We start from the raw sequence: 16,570 nt of genomic DNA on the forward strand, positions 1-16,570 counted from the left end.
GGAAGCAATCCATCACTCTACCACCCGGTCATCGGCATGAACCGCAGACGCATTCCATTGGCGAATGGAATCAGCAATAATTCTCATTTACGACCTTCCACGACCTGCACCGATGCCCATCAACGCCCTCCGACCGGCCCGCCTGCCGCTGGCCGCCGCCCTCGCCCTGTGCCTGCTCCCGGCCGCCAGCGCCTTCGCCCAGGACGGCGCCACCACGCTGGACAGCATCCAGGTCTCCGGCAGCTGGCTGGGCACCGGCCTGCACGACAGCGTCAAGAGCTTCGCCGGCGCCCGCACCGTGGTCGACCGCCAGCGCATCGAGGCCAGCGGCGCGGCCAGCATCGGCGATGCCATGCGCCGCATCCCCGGCGTGCAGGTCACCGACAACTCCGGTACGGCCGGCAGCTCGGTGTCGTTGAACATCGGCGTGCGCGGCCTCACCGGTCGCTATTCGCCGCGCTCCACCGTACTGCTCGATGGTGTGCCACTGGCGGTGGCGCCGTATGGGCAGCCGCAGCTGTCGTTCGCGCCGACCAGCCTGTCCAACATCGAATCGATCGACGTGGTGCGCGGCGGCGGCGCGGTGCGTTACGGGCCGCAGAACGTGGGCGGCATCATCAACTTCAGCACCCGCGCCATTCCGACCGGCGCCGGCCTGCACGGTGAGGCCGGTGTGCGCTACACCGCCTACGATCACGGCGGTGGCGACAGCACCCAGTACAACGCCTTCCTCGGCGGCACCGGCGACAACGGGCTGGGCGCCGCCCTGCTCTACTCCGGCCAGGACGGCCGCGGCTGGCGCCAGGGCAGCGATGATCGCTTCAACGATCTCGCACTGAAGTTCGCCTACGCCATCGACGAACAGCAGGAACTGCGTGCCAAGCTGTCCTACTACGATGTGCGCTCACTGACTCCGGGCGGCCTGACCCGCGCGCAGTACGAGGCCGATCCGTTCCAGAACACCCGCCCGACCGACTTCTGGAAGGGCCATCGCACCGGCATCGATCTGGGCTACACCAACACGCTGTCGGCCAACAGCGAGTTCGAGGTGCTGGCCTATTACAACGAGAGCAGCCGCGCCAGCTCGCTGATCAATGCCGCCAACACCCAGCTGACCGTGCAGCCGCGCGACTACCGCGTGCTCGGCATCGAGCCGCGCTACACCCAGCGCCTGCACTGGGGCAGCACCGTGCATGACATCACCGCCGGCTACCGCTTCCTGCGCGAGCGCGGCAACGACCGCAGCTACACCGTGACCCGCCGCACCGGTGCGGCCAGCGCCACCACCCGCTTCGACAACGCCACCGACGCCCACGCGTTCTACATCGACGACCGCATCGCGGTCGGCCAGTGGCGGATCACCCCGGGCGTGCGCATGGAGTGGATCGACATGGACCGCCGCCAGTCTGGCGGCAGCGCGACCTTCAGCAGCCGCAACAACAAGGCCCTGCCCTCGCTCAACATTGCCTACCTGCTGACCCCGCAGCTGACCGTGTTCGGCAACTACACCACCTCGTTCGGTCCAGTGCAGAACATCCAGCTGAATTCGCAGACCGCCAGCAACCCGCTGAACCCGGAAGTGGCCAAGACCACCGAACTGGGCGCGCGTTGGCAGGACGGCGCACTGCGCGCGGAAATCACCGTGTTCAAGATGCGCTTCGACAACCAGATCCTGCAGGTGCCGGGCATCACCCCGCCGACCTTCCAGAACATCGGCGCCACCGACCACAAGGGCGTGGAAAGCGCGCTGGAATACCACTTCGCCGAGGACAGCGCGCTGGCCGGGCTGGAGCTGTACGCCAACTACACCTGGACCAAGGCGATCCAGCAGTCCGGCGACAACCGCGGCCTGGACGTGCCGTTCTATTCGCGCGACACCGACAGCGTGGGTGCCCGCTACGCCCTGGCCGGATGGACCTTCAACGTTTCCAGCACCCACCAGAGTGGCCAGTTCTCCGATGCGGCCAACACCTGGGCCGAGACCGCCGACGCGCGCGTGGGCCGCGTGCCCGGCGTGCGACTGTGGAACGCACAGGTGGCCTGGCAGGTGCCGGGGCTGGGCGACAGTGAGATCGCGCTGGGCGTGAACAACCTGGCCGACAAGCGCTGGTACACCCGCAACGTCGACGGCAACGCCGGGCGCATGGTGGCCGCGCCGCGCACCTTCTACGTGCAGGGCCGCTACCGCTTCTGAGGCGATAACCGCCCGATGCAGTGACGGTGGCGCTCACGGTGGCGGCGTATCATGCCGCCACCATGTCACTGCCCGTTTCGCCATCGCGCCTGCATGCGGCCTTCCAGGGCCTGCGCCTGCGCCTGCGTGGCAGCGACCTGTGGTTCATCGCGCTGGCGCTGCTGGTCGGCCTGATCGCCGGCTACCTGACCCTGCTGCAATCGGGCATCGCGCGCTGGCTGCAGGGCGCGCTGTATGGCCTGGACGAAGGCATGCGGCTGAGCTCCCTGCCCTCGCTGACCTGGACCGCGCTGCTGGTGCTGCCGCTGGGTGGGCTGCTGGTCGGCCTGGTCAGCCTGGCCGCGACCCGGCTCAAGCGGCCCCTGCTCGATGCGGTGGAAGCCAATGCGCTGCATGGCGGCCGCATGTCGATGCGCGACAACCTGATCGTGCTGACCCAGACCCTGCTGTCCAACGGCTGCGGCGCCTCGGTCGGGCTGGAGGCGTCGTATACGCAGATGGGCGCCGGCAGCGGCTCGCAGCTGGGGCGGGTGATGCGCCTGCGCCGCAACGACGTGCGCATCCTGGTCGGCGCTGGTGCCGCCGGTGCCATCGCCGCCGCCTTCGGTGCGCCACTGGCCGGCGCGTTCTACGCCTTCGAGATCGTCATCGGTGCCTACACCCCGGCGGCACTGGCGCCGGTCGCGGTCGCCGCGCTGGCCGGCGCGTTCGTGGCCGACCAGGCCGGCATCGAGGCCTACCTGCTGCCGGCAGCCTCGACGATTGATGTCCGCGCCGCCGACTACGCCATCTACGGCTTGCTCGGCTGCTGCTGCGCGATGGTCGGCATCGCGGTGATGCGGCTGATCGCCTCGATCGAAGGCACGGTCAAGCGCAGCCCGTTGCCGTTGTGGGGCCGCCCGGTGGTGGGCGGCCTGCTGCTGATTCCACTGGCGCTGGCCAGCCCGCAGGTGCTGTCGTCCGGCCATGGCGCGCTGCACCTGGACCTGACGACGCACCTGCCGCTGATCTGGATCGGCGGCCTGCTGACCCTGAAGTGCCTGGCCTCGGGCATCTCGCTCGGGTTCGGCTTCCGCGGCGGCCTGTTCTTCGCCTCTCTGTTCATGGGAACCCTGGTCGGCGCCCTGTTCGCCGGCCTGCTGGCCATGGCCACCGGGGTGCCGGTGATCGACGCCACCTCCGCCGCACTGGCCGGGATGGCGGCGCTGGCCGCCGCCGTGGTCGGCGCACCGATGACCATGGCCATGCTGGTACTGGAAGGCACCCACGACTTCCTGTTGACCAGCGTGGTGATGAGCGCGGTGCTGGTCTCCAGCACGCTGGTACGGCAGTGGTTCGGCTACTCGTTCTCGACCTGGCGCATGCACCTGCGCGGTGAGACCATCAAGAGCGCCCGCGACGTCGGCTGGGTGCAGAACCTCAGCGCCGGCCGGCTGATGCGCAAGGGCGTGGCGACCGCACCGGCCGACCTCGACGCTGCCGCGTTCCGCCAGCGCTTCCCGCTGGGTTCGGGCAGCCGGGTGGTGCTGATCGATGGCGAAGGCCACTACGCCGGCATCGTGCAGATCCCGCGCGTCTATGGCGATGGCGTGAAGCCGGAGACCGCGATCGGCGAACTGGCCGAGAACCGTGACGTGTCACTGTCGCCGGCCGCGGACGTGGTCAGCGTGATGCAGCGCTTCGACCAGACCCAGGCCGACGAACTGGCCGTGGTAGCCACCGACGGCCAGGTGCTGGGCGTGGTCTCCGAAGCCTTCGTGCGCAAGCGCTACGCCGAGGAACTGGACAAGCGCCAGCGCGAACTGATGGGCGAGCGCGTCGAGGACACCGACTGACCCCACAAAAGGGGACGGAGGGGATTAAGTCGTTTCCGGCACATCTGGATATCCACGCAGGGCGTGGATCTACTGTCACCTCCACCGGGTAGACTCGGGCCATGCGCTTCATTGAAACCTTCCAGGCCGGCCCCTTCGCCGACACCGTGGTCAGCCTGCTGGCCGCCTTCGTGCTTGGCACGCTGATCGGCGCCGAACGCCAGTACCGGCAGCGCACCGCCGGCCTGCGCACCAACGTGCTGGTCGCGGTGGGCGCCGCTGCCTTCGTCGACCTGGGCATGCGCATCGCCGGCAGTGCCGAGGCGGTGCGGGTGATCTCCTACGTGGTCTCCGGCGTCGGCTTCCTCGGCGCTGGCGTGATCATGAAGGAAGGCATGAACGTGCGCGGCCTGAACACCGCCGCCACGCTGTGGTGCTCGGCGGCGGTCGGCAGCTGCACCGGTGCGGACATGCTGGCCGAGGGCGTGCTGCTGACGGTGCTGATCATTGCCGGCAACACCCTGCTGCGGCCGCTGGTGAATGCGATCAACCGCATCCCGATCAACGAGGCGGCGACCGAAGCGACCTACGAGGTGCGCCTGAGCGTGGATGCCGAAGCAGTGCCGCGCGTGCGCGAGCGGCTGGTCGATGCACTGGAGGCCGCGCAGTATCCGGTTGGCGATGTGCAGGTGGTCGAACATGCCGACGCGCCCACCGATGTGATCGCGGTCCTGGTCAGCACCGCCGTCAGCGCCGATGAACTGGACGTGGTGCTGGCGCGGATGGAACACGTGCCAGGCGTGCTGCACGCCACCTGGGAAGTCAGTACGCGCGATTGATTCATCCACGCATGGCGTGGATGCGCTTCTCTCACCCTCTCGCGATGCGCTGCTGGGCCCTCAACAACTTGCGGAATGAGCCGCACCGGCGCGCATCCTGCGCCTCCGGGCAGGCCGCTGCCCGCTGCAGGTGCCGGCGTATCCGCTGCAGCTGGCTGATCTGCCGCTGCAGTATCTCGGCCTGTGCCAGCAGGGCGTCCCGGTCCAGCGTGAGGCATCCGCGCAGGGGCGGCAGCGATACCCCGATCTGCTGCAGCGACAGCCCGGCCGCCTGGCCGAGGCCGATCAGTGCCAGCCGTTCCAGCACCTGCTCGTCGTACTGCCGGCGCATGCCGCGACGGCCCAGGGCCTGCAACAGCCCCAGCTGTTCGTAGTAACGCAGTGTCGAGGCCGGCACGCCACTGCGCTTCACCACCTCGCCGATATCCAGTTCACGCATGGGCTTGACCTCAAGTCGCCTTCAAGCGCCAACCTATGGGCAACTTCCCTGCAAGGCAAGGCCATGGCCAGCACATCCCCGGTTGATCAAAGCGCGCTCTGGAATGGCTCTGGCGGGCAGGTATGGGTCGCGCAACAGGCCATGCTCGATGGCCTGTTCCAGCCGCTGGCCGATCTGCTGGTCAGCGAGCTGCCGGATACCGTCACCCAGCTGCTGGACATTGGCTGCGGTACCGGCGCCAGCCTGCTGGCCGCGGCGGCAGCGCGCCCTCAAGCACACTGCACCGGCCTGGACATCTCCGCGCCGATGCTGGCGCTGGCCCGGCAGCGTGCCGCCGACGCAGGACTAGCGGCGGACTTCATCGTGGCCGATGCGCAGCAACATCCGCTGCCGCCGGCACACTACGACTGGATCCAGTCGCGGCTGGGCGTGATGTTCTTTGAGGACAGCGGCGCGGCCTTCGCCAACCTGCACCGCGCGGCGCTGCCCGGCGCCGGCCTTCGTTTCATTGCCTGGCGCGGCGCAGACGAAAATCCGTTCATGACCACCGCCGAGCGCGCCATTGGTGATGCGCTGGATCTGCCGCCGCGCGTGCCCGGCGCTCCGGGACAGTTCGCCTTCGCCGATGGCCAACGCGTGCGGCACGCGCTGCTGGCCGCCGGCTGGAAGGATGTGGATGTGGTCGCCGTGGACCTGCCCTGCTCGATCGCCCGTGATGACCTGCCGACGTACGTAGGCCAGTTGGGCCCGCTGGGTCTTGCCCTGCGCTCGATGCCGGAAGCCCGCGCCGCCGCACTTCGCGACAAGGCACTGGCGGCGTTCGCCCCCTTCATCGAAGGCGACCGCGTGCGCGTGGAGGCCGCCTGCTGGCACGTAAGCGCCCGCGCCTAGAAAAAGGGACGGAGGGGATTAAGTCGTTCTTGCCCCGGCAGTGCCGGAAACGACTTAATCCCCTCCGTCCCCTTTTACCTACAACGCCTCGCCGGCATCGGCCAGGCGCGATTCGATGAGCGCGTACCACTGCTGCAGAACGTCGATCAGCATGTCGAGCTCGGCATCGGTGCGCTGTGCGCGGCCGCTGCGCAGGCAGGCCTGGGCTTCCTGCAGCTGGGCCAGGAACCCCGCCACGGTATCGGCCTGCAGGATCAACCCCGGCAGCCGCCGCCCGGGAATACGCACCACGGCGTGGTTGCCGAGCTGGCCGTACACACTCAGTGTGGTTTCCGTCTTCATGGAAAGAGGCAGGAATTGGGCATTCATCGCGTGCACCATGGAAAACCTGAGCCGCCGGCAGGCGTGGATGACGGGGGAGACGTTGCCACGTCCTGCCGACGGTCAGGGGGGACTCGGAATGCCGGGGTCATGCCCCGGCGCAGGAATCTCAGCGCGGATGGGCCATCCCGGCGATCTGCACCCGCCGATTCGGTGCCAGGCAGGCAATCAGCTCGCGGCGGTTGCGCTGCTCGCACTGCACGATCGGCTCGGCGGCCCCGCGGCCTTCGGCACTGATGCTGCCGGCAGGCACCCCACCCTGCACCAGTGCGTTGCGCACGGCGTCGGCGCGGCGCTGCGACAACGCCTGGTTGTAGCTGGCGCTGCCGATGCGGTCGGTGTACCCGGTCACCCGGATCGACTGCACCTGCGCCGCCTCGCGCACCTGCGCCAGGATGCCCTGCACCGCCTGCTGGCCTTCGGCGCTGAGCACGGCGCTGTCGAAACCGAACAGTGCGTCGGCAGACAGCCGCAACGGTTGTTCCGGCAATGGCGCCGGTGGCGGTGCCGGCGGCGCGGGCGGACGCGGTGGGTCGAGCACGGCCGCGCACGATTCCGGCTTCCAGTACCCGGCCTGGGCAATGCCCTTGCCGTCGAAGCGCACCTGGAACTGGCAGGTGAAGTACTCCGCGCCCTGCGCGGTCCGGAAGTTGAACAGGTAGTTCCATTCACGCACGCCCCACATGCCTTCGTTGAAGTGCGGCGTGCCCAGCAGGGTGTAAAGCTGGCGCTTGCTCATCCCCGGCGCAAAGCGGCGCAGATCGGCGACGTCGGGATAGGTGCCTTCCTTCAGCGAGGCTTTCGATGCCTCCGGGAAATGCACGGCGGTGGCTTCGGCGGGGCCATCGGCGGCCGGCGCATGGCTGCGACAGGCGGCCAGCAGGCCGATTCCCAGGATCAGGCCCAGTGTCGCGGCAACGTGGCCGGCCCGGGCGATGCGATGCTGTTTCATGTCATTCCCCCTGTTGACGTTTCCGCGCCGCCGGGCCGCGTTGCGGCCCGGCGGCGGCGATCACCACTGGATGCCGGCACCGACGGCCACACCGGCCTCGCCACGGCTGTTGGTGGAACCACTGAACTTGTAGATCCAGCGCCCGCCTTCGGAGACACCGGAGATGCCCAGCGCCACGCCCGATTCGCCGTTGTAGCTGCCGGCGGCGATCGAAGCCATGCTGCGGCCGGCTTCGCTGGGCTGCGGCAGCGCCGCAGTGGCCATCGCCGAGGCGATACCGGCCGAGGCGCGGTTGTCGGTCTTGCGCAGGTCGCGCTCGAAGCCGCCCATGCGCTCGTCGGTGTAGGCCTTCGACCAGTCCAGGGTCTGCGCCATGCCCGACTTCAGCTGGTCCACGTTGACCGCATCGGTGCCCGCGGTACCGGCCGCAACATTGCGGACGGTGGTCGGGCCGCTGCCGGTGCTGCCCAGGGTGACGCTGTTGTAGTTGGTGGCACCGTTGACCGTGGTGTCGTAGCGGATCGTGCCCTGCTGCGAGGCCTGCAGCTGGCGCACGTTGACCGCATCGGTGGCCTGCGAGCCGTCGGCCACGTTGACCACCTGGCGCTCGGCACCGGCGGCACCGACCGACACCGTGTTGGCCCGGTTCGCCACCGAACCCGCACCCAGTGCCACCGAGTTGTCGGCCTGAGCCTGCGAACCGTTGCCCAGCGCGGTCGAATTGGCACCGGCGGCGGTCGAGCCTGCACCACCGGCGGCCGAGTTGGCACCACTGGCGGACGGGTCGGCCAGGTTGTTGGTGTTGTTGGCACGGAAGCTGCCGGCCACGTTGGTGATGTTCTTGATCTTCTGGTCGGTGTAGGACTTGGACTGGTCGATGGCGTAGTTCACGCCATTCTTCAGCTGGCCGACATTGGTCGCATCGTGGTCGTCGGAGCCGTCGGCAACGTGGGTGATCTTGCGTTCGCTGCCGCTGCTGCCAACCGACACTTCACCGGCCGAGTTGCTGGCACCGGTCTGCCCGTAGGCGCCGGTGTAACCGCTCTGCGCGCCGACGCTGGCCACCGAGCCGGCACCCAGCGCGACGCTGTTGCCGGCACTGCTGCTGGCGCCGTTGCCGACCGCCACGCTGTTGGCACCTGCGGCACTGGCCTGCGGGCCGACCGCCACCGCTTCGGCACCGGCCGCCGTGGCAGCCGCCGCCGTCGAGTTCACCGCCAGGTAGGCACTGCCACCACCCCCGTTGGTGATGCGCTGGTTGAGGACCTTCAGCGAACCGTCCACCGCGTTGAAAGCCGCGGTGACGTTGTTGTAGTCGCCGCTGGTGAAGCTGCCATCGGTGGCGATGCTGGAGATGCTGAACTTCGGTGCGGTCCACACGTTGGTGGTGCCGTTGAAGGCGGTGTTGCCACCGAAGTAGCTGGCGATGGTGCTGTGGGTGCTGAACAGCTGGTCGCCGGTGATGGCATCGCTGCTGCCGGCCAGGATGCTGCCTGCGGCGACGTTGGTCACCTTCACCGCTCCGGTGCCGGTGCCCTTCAGCGAGACACTGTTGATCACGTTGCCACTGCCATCGACGTCGTACTTCACCGCCAGCTTGTCGATCTCGCCGGTCTGGTCGGCCACGTTGGCCAGCGAATTGCTGACCGCGTCGAACGCGGTGCCGACGTCGTTGTAGCTGCCCTTGGTGATGGTGCCGTTGGCGGCGATGTTGTTGATCGAGTAGGTCGGTGCGGTCAGCACACCGCTGGCGTTCACCGCTGCGCCGCCGCCCAGGTGGGTGGCCACGGCCTGGTTGGCAGCGAACAGCTGGGCACCGTTGATCGCCTCGCTGCTGGTGGCACTCACCTGGCCCGGGCCGAGGTTGCGCAGCGTGGTGGCGGTACCGCCCTGGCCCAGCGTGGCACTGGCATAGTTCACGCTGCCGTCGCCGTTGAGGTCGTAGCGCAGCGCGCCGGCCGCGGCTGCCTGCAGCTGTCCAACGTTGACCGCATCGGTGGCGGCGGTGCCGGCCGCCATGTTGGTGACCTGGCGCTCCGCACCCGCCGCGCCGATCGACACGCTGTTGGCGCGGTCAGCCAGGCTGCCGGCACCGACGGCGATGCTGTTGGCAGCAGTTGCACGGGCGTTGGTACCGACCGCGATCGAGTCGGTGCCGCTGGCCACGGCTTCGGTACCGGTCGAATTGACCCGCAGGTACTTGGTGCCGCCGTTGCGGATATCGGTGATCTGCGTGTTGAGGTTGACCAGCGATCCATCGACCGCTGCAAAGGCATCGGTGGCGTTGGTATAGAGGCCCTTGGCGATGGCACCACCGGTGGAGATGGTGCTGATCTCGAACAGCGGCGCGGTGAAGGCGCCCGTGGCCGGATCGAAGGCCGCACGACCACCGAAGAAGCTGGCGATGGCCGCATTGGTGCCTGCCAGCTGTCCGCCGTTGACCGCCTCCAGGCTGCCGGCAGTGACCGCGCCGCCGGCAAGGTTGCCGATGGTGGTGGTACCGGTGCCTGCGCCCAGCGTGACCCGGCGATAGTTCGGGTTGCCGGCACCGTCCAGATCGTAGGTCACCGCGACATCGGCCACGCCGTTGATCAGGCTGATCGCGCCCTTCAGCTGGGCCACGTTGACCGCATCGGTGTTGGCGCTACCCGCGGCGAGATTGGTGATCTGGCGCTCGCCGCCGCCAGCCGTACCCACCGACACTTCACCGGCCGAGACCTGCGGCGCGGTGAGGCCATAGGCGCTGTAGCTGGCCTGCGCACCGCGCAGTGCAGCCGAACGGTAGCCCAGTGCGACCGAGTTGGCCTGGTTCGAGGTGGCCTCCGCGCCCAGCAGGGTCTGTCCATTGGCGGTGCCGACGGCGCTGTCACCGACGATCACCGAGTGGCCCATGCGCGCGGCATAGTCAGCCGTCGGTACCCCGGTCGGGTTGCTCGGATCGTTGGTGCCGGCACCGGGGAAGGCGACATTGGCATCCACCTTCGGCAGTTCGTGGCGGGCGTTGGCACCGATCACCACTTCCTTGGAACCGTTGGCAAAGGCGCCGTCACCCATCAGCACCTGGTAATCCTGTGCGGCATTGACCGCCCAGCAGGAGATGTCGGCCAGGGCGATGTCGAGGCACTTGGCCGCCCATGCCGGCGAATCCTTAGGCAGCAGCAGGCCAAGCAGACCGCCGGGATTGCCGTTGTTGATGTTGTAGATGTAGCTGTCGGAGGTAACGCCACCGATCAGGGTCAGGTGCGAGCTGCCACCGGTAACCGCACCGCCCAGGCCATTGAGCGTGCTGCCGACCGGCGACAGGTTGACCACCGGCAGCCCCAGCACGTTGACCGTCGAATAGGTCTGCATCACGTTGGCATTGCTGAGCTTGAGGTTGCCGTTGCTCAGGTAGCCGTTGCCACCGAACAGGCTGGTGGTGGTCGGACCGATCAGCTGGCCAACATTACCGACCAGGCCGCCGGTGCCGATGATCAGGCCGGCATTGGGGTCGGCGGCAGCCGGCGCCTTCGGACTGGTCGGCGGAATCGCGGAGGGTTTGGTCAGGCCGAGGCCGCCGAGCGTGCCACCGACCAGGCCACCCACGGCGCTGCCCAGATTGCCGAGGGTGCCATTGAGATTGCCATTGAGCAGGTTGCCCACGGCGCTGCCGACGTTGCCAAGCGTGTTGCCCAGCACCCCGCCCAGGCCACCGGTGCCGCCGCCAGTGGCGCCGTTCAGCACGCCACCGACGGTGCTGCCAACGGTGCCGACTGCACTGCCTACGGTACCGACCGTGCCATTGAGGGCGCCGCCAACGGCTCCACCGACCGTGCCCACGGTGCCATTCAGTGCGCCACCCACGGCGCCTACGGTGTTGTTGAGCGTGCCGCCCACCGCACCGCCCACGTTGCCGACCGTGCCGTTGAGGGCACCACCGACGGCGCCGCCCACCGCGCCGACTGTGCCGACCGCGCCGTTCAATGCACCACCCACGGCGCCCACGGTGTTGTTGAGCGTGCCGCCCACCGCACCGCCTACGTTGCCAACCGTGCCGTTGAGAGCGCCGCCGACCGTACCGACAGCACCGTTCAATGCGCCGCCCACGGCCCCCACGGTGTTGTTGAGCGTGCCACCCACCGCACCGCCTACGTTGCCAACCGTGCCGTTGAGGGCACCACCGACGGCGCCGCTCACCGCGCCGACTGTGCCGACCGCGCCGTTCAATGCACCACTCACAGCTCCCACGGTGTTGTTGAGCGTGCCGCCCAGGGCACCGCCCACGCTGCCGACTGTGCCGTTGAGGGCACCACCGACGGCGCCGCCCACCGCGCCGACTGTGCCGACCGCGCCGTTCAATGCACCACCCACGGCGCCCACGGTGTTGTTGAGCGTGCCACCCAGGGCCCCGCCCACGCTGCCGACCGTGCCGTTGAGCGCACCACCGACTGCGCTACCGACCGTACCGACCGCGCCGTTCAATGCACCACCCACGGCGCCTACGGTGTTGTTGAGCGTGCCGCCCACCGCACCGCCCACGTTGCCGACCGTGCCGTTGAGCGCACCACCGACTGCGCTACCGACCGTACCGACCGCGCCGTTCAATGCACCACCCACGGCGCCTACGGTGTTGTTGAGCGTGCCGCCCACCGCACCGCCCACGTTGCCGACCGTGCCGTTGAGCGCACCACCGACTGCGCTACCGACCGTACCGACCGCGCCGTTCAATGCACCACCCACGGCGCCTACGGTGTTGTTGAGCGTGCCGCCTACTGCGCTACCGACGCTGCCGACCGTACCGTTCAGCGCGCCGCCAACCGCGCTCCCGACCGTGCCAACCGTGCCATTCAATGCACCACCGACAGCATTCCCAGCGGCGCCCACCACACCGCCGACCAGGCCCCCCATACCCAGCGCACTGTTCTGCGCCGCTACGGTTGCCTGGCCCGCCAGCTTGAGATTGCGATCTGCCACCACTTCCTGCCCATCCGGCGCCTGCACGCGCACCTTGCCGGCTACGCCGGTATCGAAAGCCGCGGTGATCGCGCGGTCATGGGTTTCTCCCGGCACCTCTTCCTTGGCAGGCAGCGTGACCGCTGCCGTCGCCCTGGCCTGGCCTTGAGCGTCGATCTGGTGGCCCGCCACCTTCAGCTTCGACTCCAGCGCACCATCAGCCGCTGCCTTCAGGCCTGGCAGGCCTCCCGCCGACGCAGCACTGACGCCGGCCGCAGCCTTGGCACTGCTGTCGATCGACGCCACCTGCGCGCCCGCAAGACCGACCTTGGCCTTGGCGCGTGCGTCTGCGGCAATGCCCAGCGGCGCCTGCGCCGCCGGCGCAACCTGTGCAGCCAGCGATGCATCCACCTGCGCGCCCCGTACCGCAGCATTGCCCAGGCCTACGCTGGCGCGCACATCCGCCGCAAGACCCGGTACCGCAACCTGCTTCGGCGTGCTGCCGGCCGCCAGCTTCACCTGTACGGTGGCCGGCAGCACATCACGCACCACCGGCAGCGACGCCGTGCTCAGCTGCAGGCCAACGCGCGCATCCGCGCTGATCGCCGGGCTGCTCTGCGCCTGTCGCGCGGCAGCTGCCAATGCAACTTCGGCATCAACCTTGACCGGCATCGGCTGCGTGTACTTGGCTGCAAGCGCCTGCAGGTCACGCAGCGATTGATTCGATTCGGATGCCCCCGCGTGCCCGCTGGCCAGCGCACACAGCAGGGCAAGGGCCAGGGCGGTCGGCACCAGCAGGACACTGCGCGGATCACGGGCAGCGGTGCCACCGCTGTCGCCCGTGGCGAGTTCCGAGGCCACAACCAGAGCATTGAGCTGGCGGTTCCATACACGCCGGTAGATGCGGTTCATGAGCATTTCCCCCGTAGGCGAACAACTGGAATGTCAGTGGACTTGCCGCTAGGCAGGTGACTGACATTTCAGCGCGGGCGGAAGCCACGGCGCACTTCATTCCGGCACGGCAATCGCGCATTCCGGCAAATCCACGACCGGAATCGGCAGCCGGTTATGCAGAAGCGGCAACCATATCGGCAAGCGGATGTGCAATTCCGGCAGAAACCGCGGAAAAACCCTTGTGCCGCTTGATTCAGGCCGGCTGGCCAATCTGCGCCGGGGCGCGCATCAGGGTATCGCGGGGCAGTTCGCCGAATACCTTGCGGTAGTTGTCGGCGAAGCGGGAGAGGTCCCAGAGCCCGCAGCTGAGCGCGATCGCTTTCACCGAGCGCCGGCTGGAATCCGCCATCGACAGGCTGCGGCAGGCCGCGCACAGCCGCAGCATCGACAGATAGCGGTTGGGCGATGTGCCGAACAGGTCTTCGAAGGCGTAGCGCAGGCCACGCTCGCTGACCCCGGCCGCGTCGCATATCTCATTCATGTAGATATTGCGGCGCAGGTTGAGCCGCATGAAGTTCTCCGCGCGCTGCGCGATCAGATAATGCGTTCGCCGCGCGCGGCTGCAGCCGGGCCGATCGGCAGCACCGGCCCCGAGCAGCGCCTGTACATGCTCGTGCAGCAAGCGCTCTGCCTCTTCTGGCTCCAGGTTGCCGCCCTGCCCCAGCTGGACATGCAACTGCTGATAATGACGCGCAAGCGGCGCCGATTCGCTGGACAGGTTGAAAAGCGACAATGCCTGTCCGGCCGGCGGCGTGCTGCGCAGGCTCAGCTCGGTCAGCTTGCGCTGTACACGCGCAACCGGCACCAGCATCAGGGTCAGGTGCGTACCTGGGCTCAGCGTGAACTCGCTGATGCCCTCAGGCATCACCGTCAATGCCATTCCGGGCGTCAGCGGTATGCCGTGGCACCAGCTCAGTGTCTCGTCGGTCGCGTGCAGGTATCCGAGCATCGCCCAGTCCGGTGGCAGCATGAAGCGGCCGCGGCAATGGAATCCGCAGCTGATGCTGCAGAACAGGGCTTCCTCGTGTACGCGCGAAGCGAATGCCGCCCGCGGCCCATTACCATCGAGCAGCAGCAGTTCGACATCGCACACCCGAAGTACACCGCTCAGCGTCGCCAGATCGATTGATCGCAGGCCGCTGTCGTCGCTGTCTCCTACCCCACCATCGACCATGACAGTGTCATCCCCCCATTGATCCGTCACACGCTGCGGCCCCCACTGCCTGACAGGGCCACACCTTTCCACGAACATCCGTCGTTGCCGGAATGGAAGCAGCCAATGCCATGCAACCGGCCCGGGAATTGCCACAACCTGAAGGCGAGTATGCCCGATAATCTACTTGGGTAAACCCGCAGCCTGCATTGAAGAAAATAGATACACAGGTGAAGAAAATGTGGCCGCGACTGGCACGGTTCTCGCATGCGATCGAAAGGGCATCACATTATCTGCACGTCAGTGAATCGTTTTGCCCGCGAACGGATTTGCGTCACAGAACCAGACTGAAAGTTTAAGCATCAGCGGGTTTCTGCCGAATTTGCATATAGGTTCCAGTTGCAGCGAACCGCCATTCAGGCAAAGTCGATAACACGGTGATCCGGCCACTTCAACGCGGCCGCACCCTGGGGGAGCACATGACCATGGCCGTATTGCACGACATTCCGACCAGCGGCGCAGCGTCGCGCGGTGGACGGCGCGCGGCCGGCGTTTTCCCCTGGGCCGATCACCCTGCTTGAGCACGGCGGGCACACCCCGTCGTGCCTCCCCCGCCAGGACGCGCGGGGGTCCACGGACGATCCCGGCGGAGCCGGGCCACCGCCCAACAGGTGTCCTGCAGCAGACAGGTAGAGGGAGAAAATCACCATGAACGCATCGATCCGCACGTTCCTGAAGGAAGAAGATGGTGTCACCGCGCTTGAATATGGATTGCTGGCGGCGGTCATTGCCGGTGTCCTGATCGCGGTCGGCCGCACCCAGATCAGCGCGTTTTTCACCACGCTGTTCGAGCACCTGCAGGATATCGCCAAGGACGCCACCACGGCGCCGAAGTAAACGCGGCGGATATGGACCGATCCAAACACCGGTAATAGTGAAACTACCGGAAGCAAGGTCGGGGAGTTTCCAGGGACAGCCCGGTATCGGGCGACGGAGTGTGCGATGACACTGCTGGGATTGTTGGCCATCGGCATGTGCCTGCGGATCGCGATCAGCGATCTGTATGCCCGCCGGGTGCCCAACGCCTGGCTGCTTGCCGCGTGCGCGCTGGCTGTACCGCTGTTGATCGCTGGCCAGTTCAGTACGCCGCGCCTGCCGTGGGGCTCCCACGTCGCCGGCGCGGCGCTGGGCCTGGTCGCATTGCTTCCGTTCTACGCCGTGCGCTGGATGGGCGCGGGCGACGTGAAGTTCTTTGCGGTGCTGGGCCTGCTGCTGGGATTGGAGGCACTGCTGCCGATCTGGGTGGTCGCCAGCCTCGCCGCCGGGCTTCATGCGCTGGTGGTGCTGGCCTCGCGTCGCCTCGGCCCCATGCTGCCGGCCGGCCTGCAGCTGCAGATGACCCGGGCCAGCTCGCAGTGGCAGTCACATCCTGCCCTGCGCGAACTGCAGAGCGCACGGCAGGGACGCCACGGCATTCCCTACGCCGCCTATCTGGCGCTGTCGGCCATCGGCTGGATCATCATCCAGGTCTACGGAGGTGTTTCATGAACACTCGCAGCCCTCGCCGGCAACGCGGCGTGGCCAGCATCGAATTCGCACTGATGCTGATGCTCGGCCTGCTGCCGCTGCTGCTGTTCACTTTCACCGGGGTGATGATCATGGCCGCACAGCAGACGCTGGCGACCGCATCCGCAGAGGGAGCACGCGCCTCCCTGCGCTACGGCACCAACGCCCAGCGCCGCACCGCGGCCTGTGTCGCAGCACGCACTTCAATGCAGTGGCTGCTGCAGTTCTCCAAGCAGGACGTGGACTGCAGCGCGGGCGGCAGCAATGCCATCGTGGTCGCCGCGCCCGCGCCGTGTGCAGGGCTGCCCGCCGCGCAGTGCATCACCGTCACGGTCAGCTACGACTATGCCGGCCACCCCTTCCTGCCCGGCACCGCCACCCTCTACGGGTGGGTGATGCGGGCTCCCATCCGCAGCGTCGCGGTCGCCCAGCTCGACCTCGGCAGCGGCACCTGA

Annotated in this window: 12 protein-coding genes; 7 read left to right on the forward strand and 5 right to left on the reverse strand. The window is 67.9% G+C overall.

What is annotated here, in order from left to right:
- The first annotated feature begins 112 nt into the window (after positions 1–112).
- The 3 genes from K5L94_RS13180 to K5L94_RS13190 all read left to right on the forward strand — a co-directional run bounded on the left by K5L94_RS13180 (position 113) and on the right by K5L94_RS13190 (position 4,847).
- A complete protein-coding gene (locus K5L94_RS13180; RefSeq protein ID WP_274510635.1) occupies positions 113–2,194 on the forward strand; it encodes a TonB-dependent receptor family protein in 2,082 nt (693 codons plus the stop codon).
- A 62-nt stretch (positions 2,195–2,256) separates the two neighbouring features.
- The gene (locus K5L94_RS13185) at positions 2,257–4,029 is read left to right on the forward strand and encodes a chloride channel protein (protein ID WP_274510636.1); all 1,773 of its coding nucleotides are present in this window, start codon (positions 2,257–2,259) and stop codon (positions 4,027–4,029) included.
- A gap of 101 nt (positions 4,030–4,130) precedes the next feature.
- The gene (locus K5L94_RS13190) at positions 4,131–4,847 is read left to right on the forward strand and encodes an MgtC/SapB family protein (protein ID WP_005409984.1); all 717 of its coding nucleotides are present in this window, start codon (positions 4,131–4,133) and stop codon (positions 4,845–4,847) included.
- A 31-nt stretch (positions 4,848–4,878) separates the two neighbouring features.
- On the opposite strand, the gene K5L94_RS13195 is transcribed toward K5L94_RS13190, so the two are convergent.
- Positions 4,879–5,286 carry a MerR family transcriptional regulator gene (locus tag K5L94_RS13195; protein ID WP_053449987.1) on the reverse strand — a complete coding sequence of 136 codons (408 nt, stop codon included), beginning with the start codon at positions 5,284–5,286 and terminating at the stop codon, positions 4,879–4,881.
- Positions 5,287–5,349: 63 nt separating this feature from the next.
- On the opposite strand from K5L94_RS13195, the gene K5L94_RS13200 reads away from it, so the two are divergent.
- The gene (locus K5L94_RS13200; RefSeq protein WP_053449988.1) at positions 5,350–6,177 is read left to right on the forward strand and encodes a class I SAM-dependent methyltransferase; all 828 of its coding nucleotides are present in this window, start codon (positions 5,350–5,352) and stop codon (positions 6,175–6,177) included.
- 78 nt (positions 6,178–6,255) lie between these two features.
- Here the strand turns inward: K5L94_RS13200 and K5L94_RS13205 are convergent, their stop codons facing one another.
- The 4 genes from K5L94_RS13205 to K5L94_RS13220 form a co-directional block, all read right to left on the reverse strand.
- Positions 6,256–6,546, reverse strand: a complete 291-nt coding sequence (locus K5L94_RS13205; RefSeq protein WP_019659952.1) for a DUF6959 family protein — start codon at positions 6,544–6,546, stop codon at positions 6,256–6,258.
- 121 nt (positions 6,547–6,667) lie between these two features.
- Positions 6,668–7,510: an OmpA family protein gene (locus K5L94_RS13210; RefSeq protein ID WP_053449989.1), complete on the reverse strand. Its 843-nt coding sequence runs from the start codon at positions 7,508–7,510 to the stop codon at positions 6,668–6,670.
- 60 nt (positions 7,511–7,570) lie between these two features.
- Entirely contained in the window at positions 7,571–13,354 is a 5,784-nt protein-coding gene (locus K5L94_RS13215; RefSeq protein ID WP_274510637.1) for an ESPR-type extended signal peptide-containing protein, read from the reverse strand.
- Between the two features lie 235 nt (positions 13,355–13,589).
- The gene (locus tag K5L94_RS13220; protein ID WP_006450645.1) at positions 13,590–14,570 is read right to left on the reverse strand and encodes an AraC family transcriptional regulator; all 981 of its coding nucleotides are present in this window, start codon (positions 14,568–14,570) and stop codon (positions 13,590–13,592) included.
- Between the two features lie 687 nt (positions 14,571–15,257).
- On the opposite strand from K5L94_RS13220, the gene K5L94_RS13225 reads away from it, so the two are divergent.
- The 3 genes from K5L94_RS13225 to K5L94_RS13235 all read left to right on the forward strand — a co-directional run bounded on the left by K5L94_RS13225 (position 15,258) and on the right by K5L94_RS13235 (position 16,570).
- A complete protein-coding gene (locus tag K5L94_RS13225; protein WP_006450700.1) occupies positions 15,258–15,446 on the forward strand; it encodes a Flp family type IVb pilin in 189 nt (62 codons plus the stop codon).
- 105 nt (positions 15,447–15,551) lie between these two features.
- Positions 15,552–16,097 (forward strand): A24 family peptidase, encoded by a 546-nt coding sequence (locus K5L94_RS13230; RefSeq protein ID WP_053449991.1) that lies wholly within the window; start codon positions 15,552–15,554, stop codon positions 16,095–16,097.
- Entirely contained in the window at positions 16,094–16,570 is a 477-nt protein-coding gene (locus K5L94_RS13235; protein WP_053449992.1) for a TadE/TadG family type IV pilus assembly protein, read from the forward strand. Before K5L94_RS13230 ends, K5L94_RS13235 begins: the two co-directional genes overlap by 4 nt.

Source organism: Stenotrophomonas forensis (genome assembly GCF_028752115.1).
In the GTDB taxonomy this organism is placed as follows: Bacteria; Pseudomonadota; Gammaproteobacteria; order Xanthomonadales; family Xanthomonadaceae; genus Stenotrophomonas; species Stenotrophomonas forensis.